Consider the following 15,301-nt stretch of genomic DNA (forward strand, 5'->3'; position numbering starts at 1 on the left):
TGCAGCAACCCGCCGCGGCGGCGTTGCAGACGGCCGTCGGTGCCCGTGCCTTCTCGGTCACGCTGCTGGACGGCGTCACCGGCTCCGGCAAGACCGAGGTCTATCTGGAGGCCATCGCCACCTGCCTGCGCCAGGGCCGCCAGGCGCTGGTGATGCTGCCGGAGATCGCCCTGTCCTCGCAGTGGACCGAACGGTTCGAGCGCCGCTTCGGCGTCGCCCCCGCCGTCTGGCACTCCGACCTGCCGTCGCGCACCCGCAAGATCACCTGGCAGGCGGTGGCCGAGGGCAAGGCGCCGGTCGTCGTCGGCGCCCGCTCGGCGCTGTTCCTGCCGTTCCCCGACCTCGGCCTGGTGGTGGTGGACGAGGAGCACGAGGCCGCCTTCAAGCAGCAGGACGGCGTGGTCTACAACGCCCGCGATATGGCGGTGGTGCGGGCGCGGCTGTCCGGCTGCGCCGCCATCCTGGTCTCCGCCACGCCCAGCCTGGAGACGGTGATAAACGTTGAAACCGGCCGCTACGCCCACCTGCGCCTCGCCGCCCGCCACGCCGGCGCCCGGCTGCCGCAGATCAGCCTGGTGGACCTGCGCGAAACCCCGGCCGAGCGAGGCCGCTTCCTGGCGCCACCGCTGATCCAGGCGGTGAAGCAGACGCTGGAACGCGGGGAGCAGGCGATGCTGTTCCTCAACCGCCGCGGCTACGCCCCCCTGACCCTGTGCCGCGCCTGCGGCCACCGCATGCAGTGCCCGAACTGCACCGCCTGGCTGGTCGAGCACCGCACCCGTCACCGCCTGCTGTGCCACCATTGCGGCCACACCCTGCCGATCCCCGAGGAATGTCCCGCCTGCGGCATGCGCGACAGCCTGACCCCCGTCGGCCCCGGCATCGAGCGCATCACCGAGGAAGCCGCCGCGGTCTTCCCCGAGGCCCGCCGCATGGTGATGGCCAGCGACACCATCTCCGGCCCGCACGCCGCCGCCGCCGCCGCGCACGCGATCGAGGCGCGCGAGGTGGACCTGATCATCGGCACCCAGCTGGTCGCCAAAGGCTGGCACTTCCCGCACCTCACCTTCGTCGGCGTGGTCGATGCCGATCTGGGGCTGGCCGGGGGGGAGTTGCGGGCCTCGGAGCGGACGGTGCAGCTGCTGCACCAGGTCGCCGGCCGCGCCGGCCGGGCTGAGGCGCCGGGACAGGTGATGCTGCAGACCTTCATCCCCGACCATCCGGTGATGCAGGCGCTGCTGGATGGCGACCTGGATGCCTTCATGGAAACCGAGGCGGAAAGCCGCCGCGACGGCGAATGGCCGCCGTTCGGGCGGCTGGCGGCGTTGATCGTCTCCGCCGATACCGCGATCCTCGCCGACACGGTGGCGCGGGACCTGGGGCGGGCGGCGCCGCATGGGGACGGGGTCCTGGTGCTGGGTCCCGCGCCGGCGCCGATGGCGCTGCTGCGCGGACGGCACCGGCGGCGGCTGCTGCTGAAGGTGCGGCGGGATATGGCGGTGCAGCCGATTTTGCGGTCGTGGCTGGCCTCGGTGCGGGTGCCGGCCGGGGCGCGGGTGGATGTGGACGTGGATCCGATCTCGTTCCTGTAATGTATTGTTTCCGCCACATGTAATTCGACCGTTGACCGGGCCAGGACGTTCTCTCACCGTCGAAGCGCGGATGGCCGGAACACGCCCCATGCGTATCAGGATAAGCAGACTGGCGGAGCAAGGGCTTCTCCCTCACCGTCATGGCCGGGCGGCAGTCCCGGCCATCTGCGCTTCGACGGCGGGGGGTGGATGGCCGGGACAGGCCCGGCCATGACGGAGGGGGAACGGACCAGGCCGCCAAATCCTTCTTCATCCGCCGCCTCATCCTGATTCCCATGGCGGATGTCCCGGGGACCCGGCATGACGAGAGAAAAACGGCAAACCCCAACGCCGCCCGACGTTATAACCCCCGTTCCAACGCCGCCACATAGCCGCGGTTCCACGTCGGCGACAGGTGCACCTCGTTCATCACCACGTGCTTCGGCAGGCAGGCGATGTAGCGGATCAGGTCGCCGCAGTCCTCGGGCTGCACCATCCGTGCCCGTTCCTCCGCGCTCACCGGCGTCGGCCGCCTGTCCAGGATCGGCGTCGCCACCTCGCCGGGCAGGAACACCGTGGAGCGGATGCCGTTGACGCATTCCTGCATATTCAGCCCGTGGCTCATCGCCACCACGCCATGCTTGGCAACCGTATAGATCGGCCCGCTGAGGTTGCCGATGAACCGCCCGGCCATCGAGGCGGTGTGGATCAGCACCCCGTCCTTCTGCGCCCGCATGAACGGCAGCGCGACGCTGACGCAGTACAGCGCCGAGGTCAGGTTGCCTTGCAGCAGGGTGTCGATCCGCTCGGGAGTCAGCTGGCTCCAGTGCCGCTCCAGGATGTTCACGCCGGCGTTGTTCACCAGGATGTCCAGCTGGTTGAAGGTGGCGCGGATATGGTCCCCGACGCGCTGCACCTGGGCGGCCACGGTCAGGTCCGCCGGCTGCACGTGCGCCGACCCGTTGGCGTTGATGCGGCGGGCGACGTCCTCCAGAGGCTCCCGCCGCCGCCCGGTCAGCACCACCGTCGCGCCGGCGCCCGCCAGGGCCAGTGCCGCCGCCTCGCCGATGCCGGAGCCGGCGCCGGTGACCCATGCGATCTTGCCTGCCAGGCTTGTCATGTCCGTTCCCCCGGTGATGCCGTTGCCGCGAGTTAAGCACGCCCGGGGATGACGGCAAACGCAGGCGATCCGGACGCCGGTTGCTGCGTCAGGGCGATGGGGCCGCATCAATCGCCATCGGCGTCGCCGCCGCGGTCAGCGAAGCATACCTTGCGGGCCGGCCCACGGCTTCTGGCACAGGATGACAAGATTACAGCGCCGCGGCCTGCAGGCCGGGGGACGCCGCGGCGGTGGCGGCGAGGCGGGCGGCGTCCCGGGCCTGCTTCTTCCGCTGCCGCTCGGCCTGGCGCTTCGCGGTCATGCGCTGCTGGAACTGCTGCGACCAGCTCATGCCGCCGTGCTGCTTCGCCTGGCTCGCGCTTTCGTTCACCTCCGTTGCGACCGGGTCGTTGACCGGCGCAGGTAGCGGCTTCGCCTCGCGCGTGCATGCGATCACCGCCAGCGCCTGGTCCACCTCCGGCGGGTTCGGCACGGGTTCGGATGGCTGCGGTGCCGGCTGCGCCACCCCGGCGCGGCGGTCGCGCTGGAGCTGGTCCAGCTTGCGCTGCGCCTTGTGCGCCTCCCGGCTCAGGCTGACGGCGCTGCCGCGCAGGCGTAGGATGGCGGACAGTTTCAGCTCAGGGTCCGACGACTGGCCGAGCGCCTCCAGCGCATGGAAGCCGAAGCTGACGATGTCGGCGGCGAGGTGGAGTTCGGCCTCGGTTTCCGGATGGTAGGCGGCGAGCATCTGGCTGGCGGCCTGCCGTGCCGCCTCCGGGTCGCCGCCGGCGGCGGTGAGGAACAGGCCCAGCAGACGGGTGAGAATCGTCTCCAGGATCGGCTGCGGGAGGGTGGCCGGGAGGGACATGCGGTGGACCTTCGGCTGGAGTGTTCCATGTTTGTTCGGGTGGACAATAGGTGATGTTTCCTTGGAGTTCAAGAAAAATTTCATTTGCGGGACGGGATGCCGGCGACAGGGCAGGATCGGCGCATTGGCGGGGCCGCCCGAAGCGATTTGCCGCATGAGCAACAAGGTCTTGCCGGACCGTTGCGCTATGCTTAGTTTGACTTCTGATCCTGGGCGAATGCCGGGATCATACAGGAATATGCGAATGAGCGATAATCTTGTCTTGGCGGCGCTGACTCGGTTGGAGGCCGGGCAAACCCAGTTGCAGGCCGGGCAGGCCGAGCTGCAGGCCGGACAGGCCCAATTGCAGGCCGGGCAAACCCAGTTGGAAGCCGAACTCGGCCAGTTGAAGGCGGAGCAAAAGAGCCTGCGGACCGACGTCCTGGCCGAACAGAAGGCCCTGCGGACCGACTTCCTGGCAGAACTGGGCAAAACCCGCGCCGACATCATGGAGCGCGTGGAACGGCTGGAGGACCCCGTCAACAAAATCCGTGACGACATCGCCGTGAACATGGGCGCGGTAGAGGCGGTGGAGCGGGTCAACGAGAATACCCGCGCCGATCTGCGCACGCTGCAAGAGCAGATGTGGATCATGTGGAAGCAGATCAAGCAGCTCCAGACCGAGATACGCGAAGTCCGGGGCGATCCCTGAAGCCGATCGCGGCGTCTGCGCGCCGACGGAAAACCGGATGATGGCGCCGGCGGGGCGGCGAGCGTCAGGTCTTTTGCTGTTGCCCCTCGATTCAGTTCGTGCCCGGCCAGCGGGTTGATCTGCAGATCGGGGTCGGCCCGCTCGCCGGCCACCGCGGCCATACGGTTCTGGCTGATCAGCGATCATGTTACCGGTGATGGCGCCGGCTGGTCGCTGCTGGCGGGTGGCCGCGGCGACCTCCTGCGCGCGGTGTGACGTCGCTGAACGGCCGGTGCCTGACAACGGCGCCGGCCCGGAACCGGCCTGCCACGACAGCAACAACCGCGCCAGCCCATGCAATGTCCCCCTGATCCTCAGAGGCCCTCCGCGATGCCCGGTTGTTCTCTGTGCAAACAGAAATGCACCGTCACCCACGTTGTCCCCACCGGGCAGCACCCCGGGCCACAGCCGTGCCGGAACAACAGGCTCCCACTGGGTCCTCTTGCCGACATGAACGTTGCTGTGGGGGCAATGGATCGATCCTTGCGTGCCGCTATGATGGCCAGACCGTGCCGGGAAAAACGTCGAGCGGCACTTTCAGGTAACGCTTGCCATTCGCTTCGGCCGGTGGCAGCCGGCCGCCGGCGATGTTGACCTGCAATGCTTGCAGAAGCAACTTCGGCATCGGCAGTTTCGCATCCAGATCGTGCCGCAGCGCCACGAAGGCGGCCTCGGTGGTTGCCTGCCGCAGATGCTTGTTCTCGGATTTCTGCAGCGCCACCGTGCTCTCCCACCGCGGTTCGCGCCCGCCCGGCATGTAGTCGTGGCCGGTAAACAGACGGGTGGCGTCGGGCAGCGCCAGAATGCGCCGGATGCTGTGCCACAGTTGGACGGCGTCGCCGCCAGGGAAGTCCGCGCGGGCGGAGCCGTAGTCGGGCATGAACAACGTATCGTGGATGAAGGCGGCGTCACCGGCGACATAGGTGACGGAAGCAGGCGTGTGGCCAGGCGTCAGAAGCACGCGCACCGCCAGCTCGTCGATATGGAACGTTTCGCTGTCGGCGAACAAGCGGTCCCACTGCGATCCGTCGGCGCGGAAGCCGTCCGGCAGGTTGTAGATGGATTTCCAGAGCTTCTGCACCGCGATGACCTTCTCACCGATTGCGGTGGGCGCGCCGGTCGTGTCCTTCAGGTAACCGGCGGCGGAAAGGTGATCGGCGTGCGGGTGCGTCTCCAGGATCCATTGCAACGTGAATCCCTGCGCCCGCACATGGGACAGGAGTTCATCGGCGGACCAGGTGGCGGTGGCGCCGGCGTTGGCGTCGAAATCCAGCACCGGGTCGACGATGGCGCAGTGGCGGGTCTTCGGATCGGCCAGCACGTATTGCACACTGTACGTTCGCTTCTCGAAGAAGCCCTTGACGATTGGCACCTGCATGCTTGCTGTTCCCGCCGATTGCAGTCGTTATCAGAGTCCCAGGGCCGCGGCATTGCGGTAAAGCATGTACGCGGCCACCAGGAAGATCAGGCCGGCGAAGATCCGGGTCAGTGTGTTGCGCCGCGTGGACAGGCGCAGCGCGAGACGCATGCCCAGCAGCCCGCCTACCACGCCGCCGCCGATGAATTCGCCGGCGAGCGTCCAGTCGACCAGGCCCGACAGGGCGTAATTGGCGGCGGTAGTGACGCCGAACGCGCCGACTGACAGCAACGACGATCCCACCGCATTGATCATCGGCATGCCGGTGGCATAGATCAGTCCGGGAACGATCAGAAATCCGCCGCCGATGCCGAAGAACCCGGACAGCGCGCCGACGAGAAGGGCGGCAACGGCAAGCCTCGCCGCGCCCGCCCGGGTGATCCGCTCGGGGCCCGTTGTCGCCTTGGAGTCATGGCGGCGGCGCAGCATGAGGATGCCGACAACGATCATCAGGATGGCGAACAGAAACAGCAGCCGCTGCCCGTTGAACGCCTTGCCGACCGAGGAGCCGACGGCAGCGCCGGCCACGCCGACCACGGCGAAGATCGCCGCGTTGCGCCAGCGCACCGTACCGGCGCGGGCATGCGCGACGAAATTGGCGAAGGCGTTGGCCGCGACGGCGAGCGCGCCCGTGCCGATCGCGACATGCGGATTGCGCACGCCGACGACATAAAGCAGCAGCGGCGTCGCGAGGATCGAGCCGCCGCCGCCAATCAGGCCGAGCGAAAAGCCAACCAGTATGCCGGAAAGGACTGCAAGTACAGCCTGCATTTCGGATGGCTATCCGTGGCTTGAGGGGAACGGCGGTACAATCCTGCGGCGGGTCGGCGCCTTACGCAAACTGGCGCTCGCGATGGCGGATATCGAACTCGCTGCCCTTCAGCATTATGTTCCAATAAAGAAATGGTAGGAACTTTGTCTTCAGCAGCCAGGCCGATCGGCGTGGCACGCGCGGATCGAGCGGGAACGTGGGCGTCACCTTGCCGCCATAGGCGAACTCGGCGAGCACGGTCTTGCCGAGGGCGACGGTCAGCGGGCAGGAGCCGTAGCCATCGTAGGATGCCGGCAGGGGCTGACTGTCGAGCGCCGCGAGCAGGTTATGGGTGACGACAGGCGCCTGCAGCCGCACGGCGGCGGCGGTCTTGGCGTTGGGCGCCGAGCAGGCATCGCCGAGCGAGAACACGTTGGAAAATTTCGTGTGGCGCAAGGTCGAGGGATCGACATCCACCCAACCCGTTGCGGCCGCGAGCGGGCTGCGCCTGACGAAGCCGGGCGGGCTCTGCGGCGGCGTGACATGGATCATGTCGAAGGGCAGCGCGACCTCTTTCGCCTCGCCATCCGGGCCACGGGCGGTGAACAAGGCGGTGCGTGCCGGGCCGTCCACGGCCTTGAGTTCGTGCCTGTAATGGACGCCGATGCCATACTGGTCCACGGTCCGCTGCAAGGGCGGCACGAAGAAGGGGACGCTGAACAGCGTGTCGCCCGCCAGGCAGAAGGCGATGCCGCTGTTCGCGAGCAGGCCGCGCTGGCGCAGCCGATCGGCCGCGAGATACATGATTTTCTGCGGCGCGCCGGCGCACTTGATTGGCATGGGAGGCTGGGTGAACAGCGCCGAGCCGCCGCGGAACGTATTGATGCAGTGCCACGTGTACTCCACGCTGGAGGCGGAATAGTTGCTGCAGACACCGTTGCGTCCCAGCGTTTCAGGCAGTCCCTCGACCCTGTCCCAGTCGAGTTGCAGCCCGGGGCAAACCACCAGCATCTGGTAACCGATCCGGCGGCCATCGCCGAGGGTGACGGCGTTCTCCTCCGGTTGGAAGCTGGCGGCGGCCTGCCTGATCCAGGTGACGCCGGACGGAATCAGGCTTTGCTCGGGCCGCTGCGTCTGCTTCAGCGTGAACACGCCGCCACCGACCAACGTCCAGCCGGCCTGATAGGAATGCGTATCGGACGGCTCGACGATGGCGACCGAGAGCCCAGGCCGATGGCGGCGCAACTCGGCCGCCACGGTGATTCCGGCTGCTCCCCCACCGACGATGAGCACCGCATGGCGCTCGGCGAACGGCGCTGCAGCGTGTTCATCAGGGCTGCCAGGCAGATTCTTATAAGTCGGTGCGTCCATGAGCCGGTCTCCTGCGGTCGAGGGCCGGGCACAGCCCTCTCGGTTCGGTCCCCTGGCTGACATGCGGTCCGTGGCTTAAATATCTAGCTTAATCGCTATAGCTTGAAACGAAACCTCGGTTCCGCCTTGATGTGGGTGTATTTGAAATCATCATCTTGCCGCTCTTGTGCGCCCGGCGCACAGGTGCGGCGGTGCAAACGGGACGTTGCGCCCATATATACGGGTCCGATCGAGCAACCGGCATGAACCGCCCCGAGCAGAGCAAGGCATACTCGTGAATAATGATTCATTACCTCAGCGCGCCGGGCCGCCGCTGCTGCACGATCCGGCACCGGAATTCCGCGCGCGCACGACGATGGGCGACCGCGCCCTGTCCGACTACCGTGGCAAATGGCTTCTGCTGTTCTCCCACCCTGCTGACTTCACCCCGGTTTGCACCAGCGAATTCGTCGCCTTCGCCCGTGCCGCCGATCGTTTCCGCACGCTGGGCTGCGAGCTGCTGGCGCTTTCGGTGGACAGCCTGTTCTCGCATCTCGCGTGGATTCGCAACATTCATGACCAGTTCGGGATCGCCGTCACGTTCCCGGTCATAGAGGATCCCTCGATGGCCATCGCCCACGCCTATGGCATGATCCCGCCGCGCGCGCCCGATGCAGCCATGGTGCGCGCGGTGTTCGTAATCGACCCGAGCGGACTCATCCGTGCGATCAGCTGGTATCCGATGACCACCGGGCGCAACGTCGGGGAACTGCTGCGTCTCGTTGCCGCGCTGCAGGTGGCGGACACGTACGACGTCTCCACGCCGGAAGGCTGGCAACCGGGACAGGATGTGATCCTGCCGCCGCCGTTGACGGCAGGCGACGTTTTGTATCGGCAAGGCGAAACCGGAACGGACTGGTACTTCCGCACCGGCCCGCTGCCCACAGCCAGGCGCCGGCGGCGGGAGGACTGATGGCCGCGGACCCGATCGACGTTGAAGCCTCGGCCGCCCTGCTGCGCGTCCTGGCCAACCCGGCGCGGCTGCGGATCGTGCTGCACCTTATGGCCGGCGAGTGCGCCGTCGCTGACCTGGAGGCCGATCTCGGCCTGCGTCAACCCATTCTGTCGCAGCAACTCGCCGCGTTGCGGGATGCCGGACTGGTTGCCACGCGCCGGGAGGCACGGTCGGTGTTCTATCGCCTGACGGAGGAGGCGCAGCGGCTTGCGGCAGCCGTTCTCCACGCGTTCGGCGGCGCAGCTCTGCCGGCGCCCCCTGTCCCGGCTGCCGCGCGGCGGCGGCGCGCGCGATATGCCGCAGTGTTCGCAACCGTGAAAACGCCGTAATGATCCGCCAGGGCGAATCGCTGCCGGCGTGACCGGCAGTCCGAATCGCGGGGTTTTCCGGCGCCAGGGTTCCGGGCGCCGTACAGGAGAAAGAATAATGCAGTCAGCGGCGGGCACGGTGGGCATTTCCGGCCAGGATGCGGTTGGCGAGCGCAACTGGCGCATCGCTGCGATCGCCATGTTGCCGGTGCGGGTCATCCAGGGCTTCATCTACTGGGGCGGCGGTTCGCGGCGCTTCATCTACGCGCCTGAGAAGCTCGATCCGCATGCGCCGACCTGGATGGCGAACAAGCTGCAGTCCGCCATGCCGGGGGCGCTGCTTGGCACCGACCACGTGATCGCCTTTCTGCTGCACCATTTCGCGCTGCTCTATGCCGCAATCATCCTGTTCAGCGCCGCCGAGCTGGTGGTCGGGGCCGCGTTGATGGCCGGGTTGCTGACGCGCCTGGCCGCGGCCGCCTCGATGGGATTTTCCATCGTGCTGATGCTGACGTTTGGCTGGCAGGGCGCCACCTGCATCGACGAGTGGACGATGGCCGCCTGCAACCTGGTCATGGGCGCGACACTGCTGCTGGCCGGCAGCGGGGCGTATTCGCTCGACAATCTCTGGCTCCGGCGGGCGCCGCAGCTGGCGCGGCGGCACTGGTTCCGCTGGTGCGCCGGGAGCTTGCCGCTGCCTGTCTCGGATAGCGGCTTCCGGCGGGGGGCGCTTCTGCTGCTGGCCGCAGTGGTGGGATTCGACGTCGGGACCTACAGCTATTACCGCGGCTCGGTGTTGACCGCCTTTCACTCCGGACCGATCAGTCCGACCAGGCACCATTTCGCGTTGCGTGACGCGGTGCTGCTGCCGGATGACAGCGTCCGCTTTCACGTCTGTCTCGACGCGGGCACGCCGGAGGCGCCGGCCCATGTGATGCGGGCAGACCTGCTCGGCAAGGATGGCGCCGTGCTGGCGAGCTGGGATACGGCCGCGCTGGCCGCATTGCCGGCGGATGCCATCCGGAACAAGTTTGCCTATAACCGGTTCAAGGTTGGACCGTATGGCCTGGCGGCTGGGATGGGCGCGGCGGCCGTCATCACGCTGCCGCCGGCTGTGTCGCCAAGCCGTTCCCTGGCGGGCACGGCTGGCGAAGTGTTGCGGTTGACGGATATCGAGAACCGTCGTTTCACTGCGGCCGTTGTGGCTGGCCGGGAGCGGGAACCTTGAACCACGGGCGGTTCATTTCGGCTTGGTCCGTGGGCAGAAGCTGGCCCGGCTTGTCCGCATGGGCGCTGACTTGGAGAGACAGGGCCGGGTCCGTTGCCTCTCCGTCATGGCCGGGCATGTCCCGGCCATCCACCCCCCACCGTCGAAGCGCAGATGGCCGGGACACGCCCGGCCATGACGATAGAAAGACGATCAATCTCACAGCCGGTTGGCATCACTGCTGCCGCTCCCCGTCCCGGGCCGCCGGCGTCGGCACCAAGACAGGCGGCGCCGCGACAACGCGCACCACTTCCCCGTCCTGCAAGCCCTGCGATGGGTTCGCAACGAGCCGATCGGCGGGATTCAGCCCAGTCGTGATCTGCACCTTGACGCCGAAGTTGAGGCCAGCCGTAACTTTCCGCAGGTGAATCCTGCTGTCCGGCCCGACCACGGCGGCCAGCAGGCCCTCCGCCCGGAACAGCAGCGCCTGCGCGGGCACGACGAGGATGCCGGGGTCGGTGGGCACCGAGAAATGCACCGTGACATAGGCGCCGGGCCAGAGCGATCCGTTGTCGTTGCCGGCGTTCAGTTCGGTGACGACTGTGCGGGAAGCCTGGGTGACCGCCCGCGCCGTGGTGACGACGTCCGCCTTGAACGTTTCGCCGGCGCCGTGACCGAGCGACACCGTGGCTGTGATGCCCGGCTTGATGTGGATCGCGTATTCCTGCGGCACCGCGACAAAAATCCGCATCCTGTGCACGTCGGCGACCCGGAACAGCGCCAGCGGACGCCCCTGCCCGCCGCCATCGTCGCCGTTGGCAGTCCCGCCGCCCGCATCCACATAGGCGCCAACATCGGTATTGCGCGCCGTCACGATCCCGTCGAACGGGGCCACCAGGGTCTTGAAGCCCTCGCGCGCCTCGAACCGCCGGACGTTGTATTGCGCCGCCTCGACCTCGGCCTTTTGCGCAACGGCGTCGGCGACGTAGACATCGACCTGCTGCTGCGAAACCGCCTGCGTGCCGACCAGGCGCTTCCAGCGCTCGGCCGTGGTCACGGCGAGCGCATAACGCGCCTGCGCAACGGCAAGGTTGGCTTTGGCCTTGCCAAGCTGCTCGTCGAGGTAAGGCGTGTCGATCGTGGCGAGGACCTCGCCCTTGTGCACCGTCGCGCCATAATCGGTGTACCAGTGGCTGACGTAGCCGGACACCTGGCCATAGATCGGCGCTTCGTACCAGGCAGCGAGGTTGCCCGGGAGGTCGAGCGACCGCATGGCCGGCCCCCGCTCCGGCGTTATCACCGCGACGTTCGGCACCGCCTCCGCCTCGGTCACGCGGGCGAGATTCGCGGTGATGCTGTTCCGCCTGAAAATACCCTCGGCGACGACGAGGCCGATCAGCACCACGACAAGCCCGATCAGGACGTAGATCGCCCGCGGCGTCCGGCCTCCGCGCCCGGCGGCGGCGCGGACCGTCGCATCCGGCCGCACCGCTTCCTTGACATCGTCAGGCATCATTGGGCCGCTTCCCGATCTTCATTCGCCTGACCCGGGTTCATCCCCCCTGCCCGGCCGCGCAACATGGCGAACACCGCGGGGACGAACAGCAGCGTGGAGACCGTGGCCAGGGCAAGGCCGCCCATGACAGCGCGGCCCAGCGGCGCATTTTCCGTGTTGCTCAGCGACATGGGCAGCATCCCGATGATCATGGCCAGGGCGGTCATCAGCACGGGGCGCACCCGGGCGTAGCCGGCCTCGACCGCCGCCCGCACCGCGTCGCCATGCTCGGCGAACCGCTCGCGCGCGAAGGAGACGACCAGGATCGAGTTCGCGGTCGCCGTCCCCATGCACATGATCGCGCCCGTCAGCGCCGGGACCGAGATGGTCGTGTCAGTAACGAACAGGCTCCAGACAATGCCGGCGACGGCGGCAGGCAGCGCCGTGATGATGATGAAAGGATCGAGCCAGCTCTGGAAATTCACGACGATGACCAGGTAAACCAGCATGATCGAGACGCCGAGGCCGCCAATCAGTTGCGTGTAGGCGCTGGACAGCAGGGTCGCCTGGCCGCGGATCTCGACATGCGATCCGCGCGGCACGTCCTTTTTGGTATCCGCAACGATCCGCTGCACGTCGGCGAACACGCCGCCGACGTCGCGGACCTGGCTGGCGGCGTAGATGTCGATCACCGGCGCGATGTCGTAGTGCGACACGACCTCGGGACTGCCGGTGCGCTCGATCACGCCCAGGGCGCCGAGCAACTGCGTGCCCTCGATATCGGGGCCGCTGACCGGCGTGGTTTCCAGGTCGCCCGTCGTGTCCATCTGCGGCTGCGGCGTCTGCGCATTGATCAGGTAGGAAACGCCGGTTCTGGTATCGAGCCAGTAGTTCGGCTGCACCTGCCCGCTGCCCGAAAGGGTGATGAGCGCGTTCTGGGCGACGTCGCGCGCGGTCATCTGGGTTTCCAGGGCGTAGGAGCGGTTGACGGCGATCCGCAGCGTCGGCTGGTCGAATTCCTGCTGGATATGCGCATCGGCAATGCCGACCACGTGCCTGATCCGGCCCAGTATTTTTTCGGCATAGGCCATGTTCGCCCGCTGATCGCGACCGATGACCTGGACATCAATCGGCGCCGGCAGGCCGAAATTCAGGATTTTCTCGGTGATGTCGCCCGGCAGCAGGCTGAACATCACGCCAGGGAACCGCTTCGGCAGTTCCCGCCGCAGCGCGAACGCCAGTTGGTCGGACGGGGCGTCAGCGCTGGCCAGGGTGATGGTGAAATCAGCGTCGGCGGGGCCGATCGTTCCGGTATCGGAGTAGGCGAGGTTCACCCCGGCGATCGGCAGCCCGATGTTCTCGGATATGGACTCGACCTTCCCGGGCAGGATGTCCCTGATGGCCTGCTCGACCTGCATGGCGAGCTTCGCGGTGTGGTCGATGCGGGTTCCGACCGGCGCCCGCATGTGCAGGTCGATCTCGCCGGCGTTGACCGACGGGAAGAAGTCGCGCCCCAGGACCGTGACCAGGGCCAGCGACCCGGCCATGGCCGCGAGGAACCCCGTTATGAACCACAGGCGGTGATGCACGGCCCATTCCAGCACCGTGCGGTAGGTTTCGCGGAACGCGGCGAACCCTGTCTCGAAGCCGACACGAAATCGGCTGAACGGGTTGCGCCCGGGCGGGGCATGGAGATTTTCATGGCGCAACAGATAAGCCGCCATGGTCGGCACCAGCGTGCGCGACAGGATGAAGGACGCGATCATTGCGAACACGATCGCCTCGGCGAGCGGCAGGAACAGGTAGCCGGACACGCCGCCCAGGCTGAGCAGCGGCAGGAAGACGATGCAGATGCACAGCGTGGAAACGAATGTCGGGACGACGATCTGGTTGGCGGCGTCGATGATCGCGTCGCGCAGCTTCTGCCCCTGCTCCCGGTGGGCGGTGATGTTCTCGATCATCACCGTGGCATCGTCCACCAGGATGCCGACGGCCAGCGCCAGGCCGCCCAGGGTCATGACGTTGATCGTCTGGCCCAGCCAGGACAGCACCAGGATGGAGCAGAGAATCGACAGCGGAATGGACGTCGCGATGATCAGCGTGGACCGCCAGCTGCCCAGGAAAACCAGCACCATGATCCCGGTCAGCGCCGCAGCGATCGCCATCTCCTGCACCACGTCGACCACCGAGGTGCGGACGAACACCGAGGCGTCGTTCAGCACGGTGATCTTCACGCCTTCCGGCAGCGTCTGCTGAAGCTGGGGCAGCATTTTCTTGATGCCCGCCACCACGGCGAGCGTGGAGGCGTCGCCGGTCTTCAGCACCGGCAGCAGCACGGCCTGGTGCCCCTTGACGAGCACCATGTTGACCTGCGGCGGCCCGCCGCTGTGCACATGGGCCACGTCCCGGAGATAGACGATGGCGCCGTTGACGCGCTTGATCGGCAGGTTGTTGAAGGTGGCAATCTCGACCGGCGCCGCGTTCGTGGTCACGAGATAGTCGATCTGGCCGATCTTCTGGTCGCCGGCGGGAACGACGACGTTCTGCTCCCCCAGCGCAGCAAGGACGTCGGAGCCGGACAGGCCGCGCGCCAGCAGTTTCTGCTGGTCCAGGTCCACCTGCACATAGCGGGGAACGCCGCCATAAGGCAGCGGGACGGCGGCGCCCTGGACCTTGATCAGCGACGGGCGGAGAAAGTTCTGGGCGAGATCCTGCAGCCGCTCGACCGGCAGGTTGTTGCTGGAAATCTGCAGGTTCATGACCGGCACGCTGGAGGCGTTGTACACCAGGATCAGCGGTGGCGTTATGCCGACGGGCATCTGCTTCAGCACGGTCTGCGAAACCGCGGCGATCTGCGCCTGCGCGGCGTTGATGTCGGTGCCGGGGTGGAAGAACACCTTGACCACGCCGAAGCCGTATACTGACTGCGACTCGATATGCTCGATGTTGCTGACCACCGTGGTCAGGGCGCGTTCATAGAAATAGACGACGCGGCCCGACATGTCCTGGGGCATCAGGCCGTTGTAGCTCCAGACCGCGGCAACCACGGGGACGCCGATGTTCGGGAACACGTCGGTGGGCGTGGTCAGCACGGCGCGGCCGCCGAAGAACAGGATCAGCACCGCCAGGACGACGAAGCAACGCCGCCGTCCCGTCCCAATCGACCTGCCGTCTGCTGCAGAGCCGGCGTCGCGACAGAGCCCGCGGATCGACGCCGGCGCGGCTTCGGTCACGGCAGTCTCCCGGAGTTGGTGTGGTTCTGGTGGGTCAGGTGCATGCGCCGTTTTTGGTTCCGGCCGGGATATATCGCGGGATGGCCGTATAGCAGCCATGAGTCTTTGGCAAGCTGGCGCTTACGATGACCCAGGGGATTCGCACTTCGAAAGTCCTTGACACGCGATTTGGACTTGCCCGACGCGGGCATGATCGACTCTTTGGCTGAGGGTGAGCACCACGATTGCGGGAGGCCCCCTTGGATCAGTTCATCGCC

Annotated in this window: 12 protein-coding genes; 5 read left to right on the top strand and 7 right to left on the bottom strand. The window is 67.2% G+C overall.

What is annotated here, in order from left to right; all coding sequences use genetic code 11:
* On the top strand, positions 1–1,592 hold a 1,592-nt coding region (gene priA, locus CCS01_RS17240; protein WP_104520016.1), incomplete at its 5' end, for a replication restart helicase PriA.
* A gap of 340 nt (positions 1,593–1,932) precedes the next feature.
* Here the strand turns inward: priA and CCS01_RS17245 are convergent.
* Both CCS01_RS17245 and CCS01_RS32930 read right to left on the bottom strand, forming a co-directional pair.
* A complete protein-coding gene (locus tag CCS01_RS17245) occupies positions 1,933–2,691 on the bottom strand; it encodes an SDR family oxidoreductase (RefSeq protein WP_104520017.1) in 759 nt (252 codons plus the stop codon).
* A gap of 190 nt (positions 2,692–2,881) precedes the next feature.
* Positions 2,882–3,538 carry a hypothetical protein gene (locus tag CCS01_RS32930; RefSeq protein WP_146101819.1) on the bottom strand — a complete coding sequence of 219 codons (657 nt, stop codon included), beginning with the start codon at positions 3,536–3,538 and terminating at the stop codon, positions 2,882–2,884.
* A 262-nt stretch (positions 3,539–3,800) separates the two neighbouring features.
* On the opposite strand from CCS01_RS32930, the gene CCS01_RS32935 reads away from it, so the two are divergent.
* Entirely contained in the window at positions 3,801–4,229 is a 429-nt protein-coding gene (locus CCS01_RS32935; protein ID WP_146101820.1) for a hypothetical protein, read from the top strand.
* A 532-nt stretch (positions 4,230–4,761) separates the two neighbouring features.
* Here the strand turns inward: CCS01_RS32935 and CCS01_RS17255 are convergent.
* From CCS01_RS17255 to CCS01_RS17265, 3 genes are all read right to left on the bottom strand, one after another.
* Positions 4,762–5,646, bottom strand: a complete 885-nt coding sequence (locus tag CCS01_RS17255) for an MBL fold metallo-hydrolase (RefSeq protein WP_104520019.1) — start codon at positions 5,644–5,646, stop codon at positions 4,762–4,764.
* A gap of 30 nt (positions 5,647–5,676) precedes the next feature.
* Complete coding sequence (locus CCS01_RS17260) at positions 5,677–6,456, bottom strand: sulfite exporter TauE/SafE family protein (RefSeq protein ID WP_104520020.1); 780 nt, start codon at positions 6,454–6,456, stop codon at positions 5,677–5,679.
* A gap of 61 nt (positions 6,457–6,517) precedes the next feature.
* Complete coding sequence (locus CCS01_RS17265; protein ID WP_239992210.1) at positions 6,518–7,870, bottom strand: NAD(P)/FAD-dependent oxidoreductase; 1,353 nt, start codon at positions 7,868–7,870, stop codon at positions 6,518–6,520.
* A 205-nt stretch (positions 7,871–8,075) separates the two neighbouring features.
* On the opposite strand from CCS01_RS17265, the gene CCS01_RS17270 reads away from it, so the two are divergent.
* From CCS01_RS17270 to CCS01_RS17280, 3 genes are all read left to right on the top strand, one after another.
* Positions 8,076–8,759: a peroxiredoxin gene (locus CCS01_RS17270; RefSeq protein WP_275112930.1), complete on the top strand. Its 684-nt coding sequence runs from the start codon at positions 8,076–8,078 to the stop codon at positions 8,757–8,759.
* Positions 8,759–9,130: an ArsR/SmtB family transcription factor gene (locus CCS01_RS17275; protein WP_104520021.1), complete on the top strand. Its 372-nt coding sequence runs from the start codon at positions 8,759–8,761 to the stop codon at positions 9,128–9,130. The genes CCS01_RS17270 and CCS01_RS17275 overlap by 1 nt, the downstream gene beginning before the upstream one ends.
* A 97-nt stretch (positions 9,131–9,227) precedes the next feature.
* Positions 9,228–10,337 carry a TQO small subunit DoxD gene (locus CCS01_RS17280; RefSeq protein ID WP_104520022.1) on the top strand — a complete coding sequence of 370 codons (1,110 nt, stop codon included), beginning with the start codon at positions 9,228–9,230 and terminating at the stop codon, positions 10,335–10,337.
* Positions 10,338–10,551: 214 nt separating this feature from the next.
* On the opposite strand, the gene CCS01_RS17285 is transcribed toward CCS01_RS17280, so the two are convergent.
* Together CCS01_RS17285 and CCS01_RS17290 are read right to left on the bottom strand one after the other, a co-directional pair.
* Complete coding sequence (locus tag CCS01_RS17285; RefSeq protein WP_104520023.1) at positions 10,552–11,832, bottom strand: efflux RND transporter periplasmic adaptor subunit; 1,281 nt, start codon at positions 11,830–11,832, stop codon at positions 10,552–10,554.
* Positions 11,829–14,972, bottom strand: a complete 3,144-nt coding sequence (locus CCS01_RS17290) for an efflux RND transporter permease subunit (RefSeq protein ID WP_239992211.1) — start codon at positions 14,970–14,972, stop codon at positions 11,829–11,831. Before CCS01_RS17290 ends, CCS01_RS17285 begins: the two co-directional genes overlap by 4 nt.
* Between the last annotated feature and the right edge of the window lie 329 nt (positions 14,973–15,301).

This window comes from Rhodopila globiformis (assembly GCF_002937115.1).
Lineage (GTDB): Bacteria > Pseudomonadota > Alphaproteobacteria > Acetobacterales > Acetobacteraceae > Rhodopila > Rhodopila globiformis.

Bases quoted from the DNA above. Each gene is read 5' to 3' on its own strand.
- CCS01_RS17245 (WP_104520017.1), bottom strand. From the start codon at position 2,691: ATGACAAGCCTGGCAGGCAAGATCGCATGGGTCACCGGCGCCGGCTCC.
- CCS01_RS32930 (WP_146101819.1), bottom strand. From the start codon at position 3,538: ATGTCCCTCCCGGCCACCCTCCCGCAGCCGATCCTGGAGACGATTCTC.
- CCS01_RS17255 (WP_104520019.1), bottom strand. From the start codon at position 5,646: ATGCAGGTGCCAATCGTCAAGGGCTTCTTCGAGAAGCGAACGTACAGT.
- CCS01_RS17260 (WP_104520020.1), bottom strand. From the start codon at position 6,456: ATGCAGGCTGTACTTGCAGTCCTTTCCGGCATACTGGTTGGCTTTTCG.
- CCS01_RS17265 (WP_239992210.1), bottom strand. From the start codon at position 7,870: ATGTCAGCCAGGGGACCGAACCGAGAGGGCTGTGCCCGGCCCTCGACC.
- CCS01_RS17275 (WP_104520021.1), top strand. From the start codon at position 8,759: ATGGCCGCGGACCCGATCGACGTTGAAGCCTCGGCCGCCCTGCTGCGC.
- CCS01_RS17280 (WP_104520022.1), top strand. From the start codon at position 9,228: ATGCAGTCAGCGGCGGGCACGGTGGGCATTTCCGGCCAGGATGCGGTT.
- CCS01_RS17285 (WP_104520023.1), bottom strand. From the start codon at position 11,832: ATGATGCCTGACGATGTCAAGGAAGCGGTGCGGCCGGATGCGACGGTC.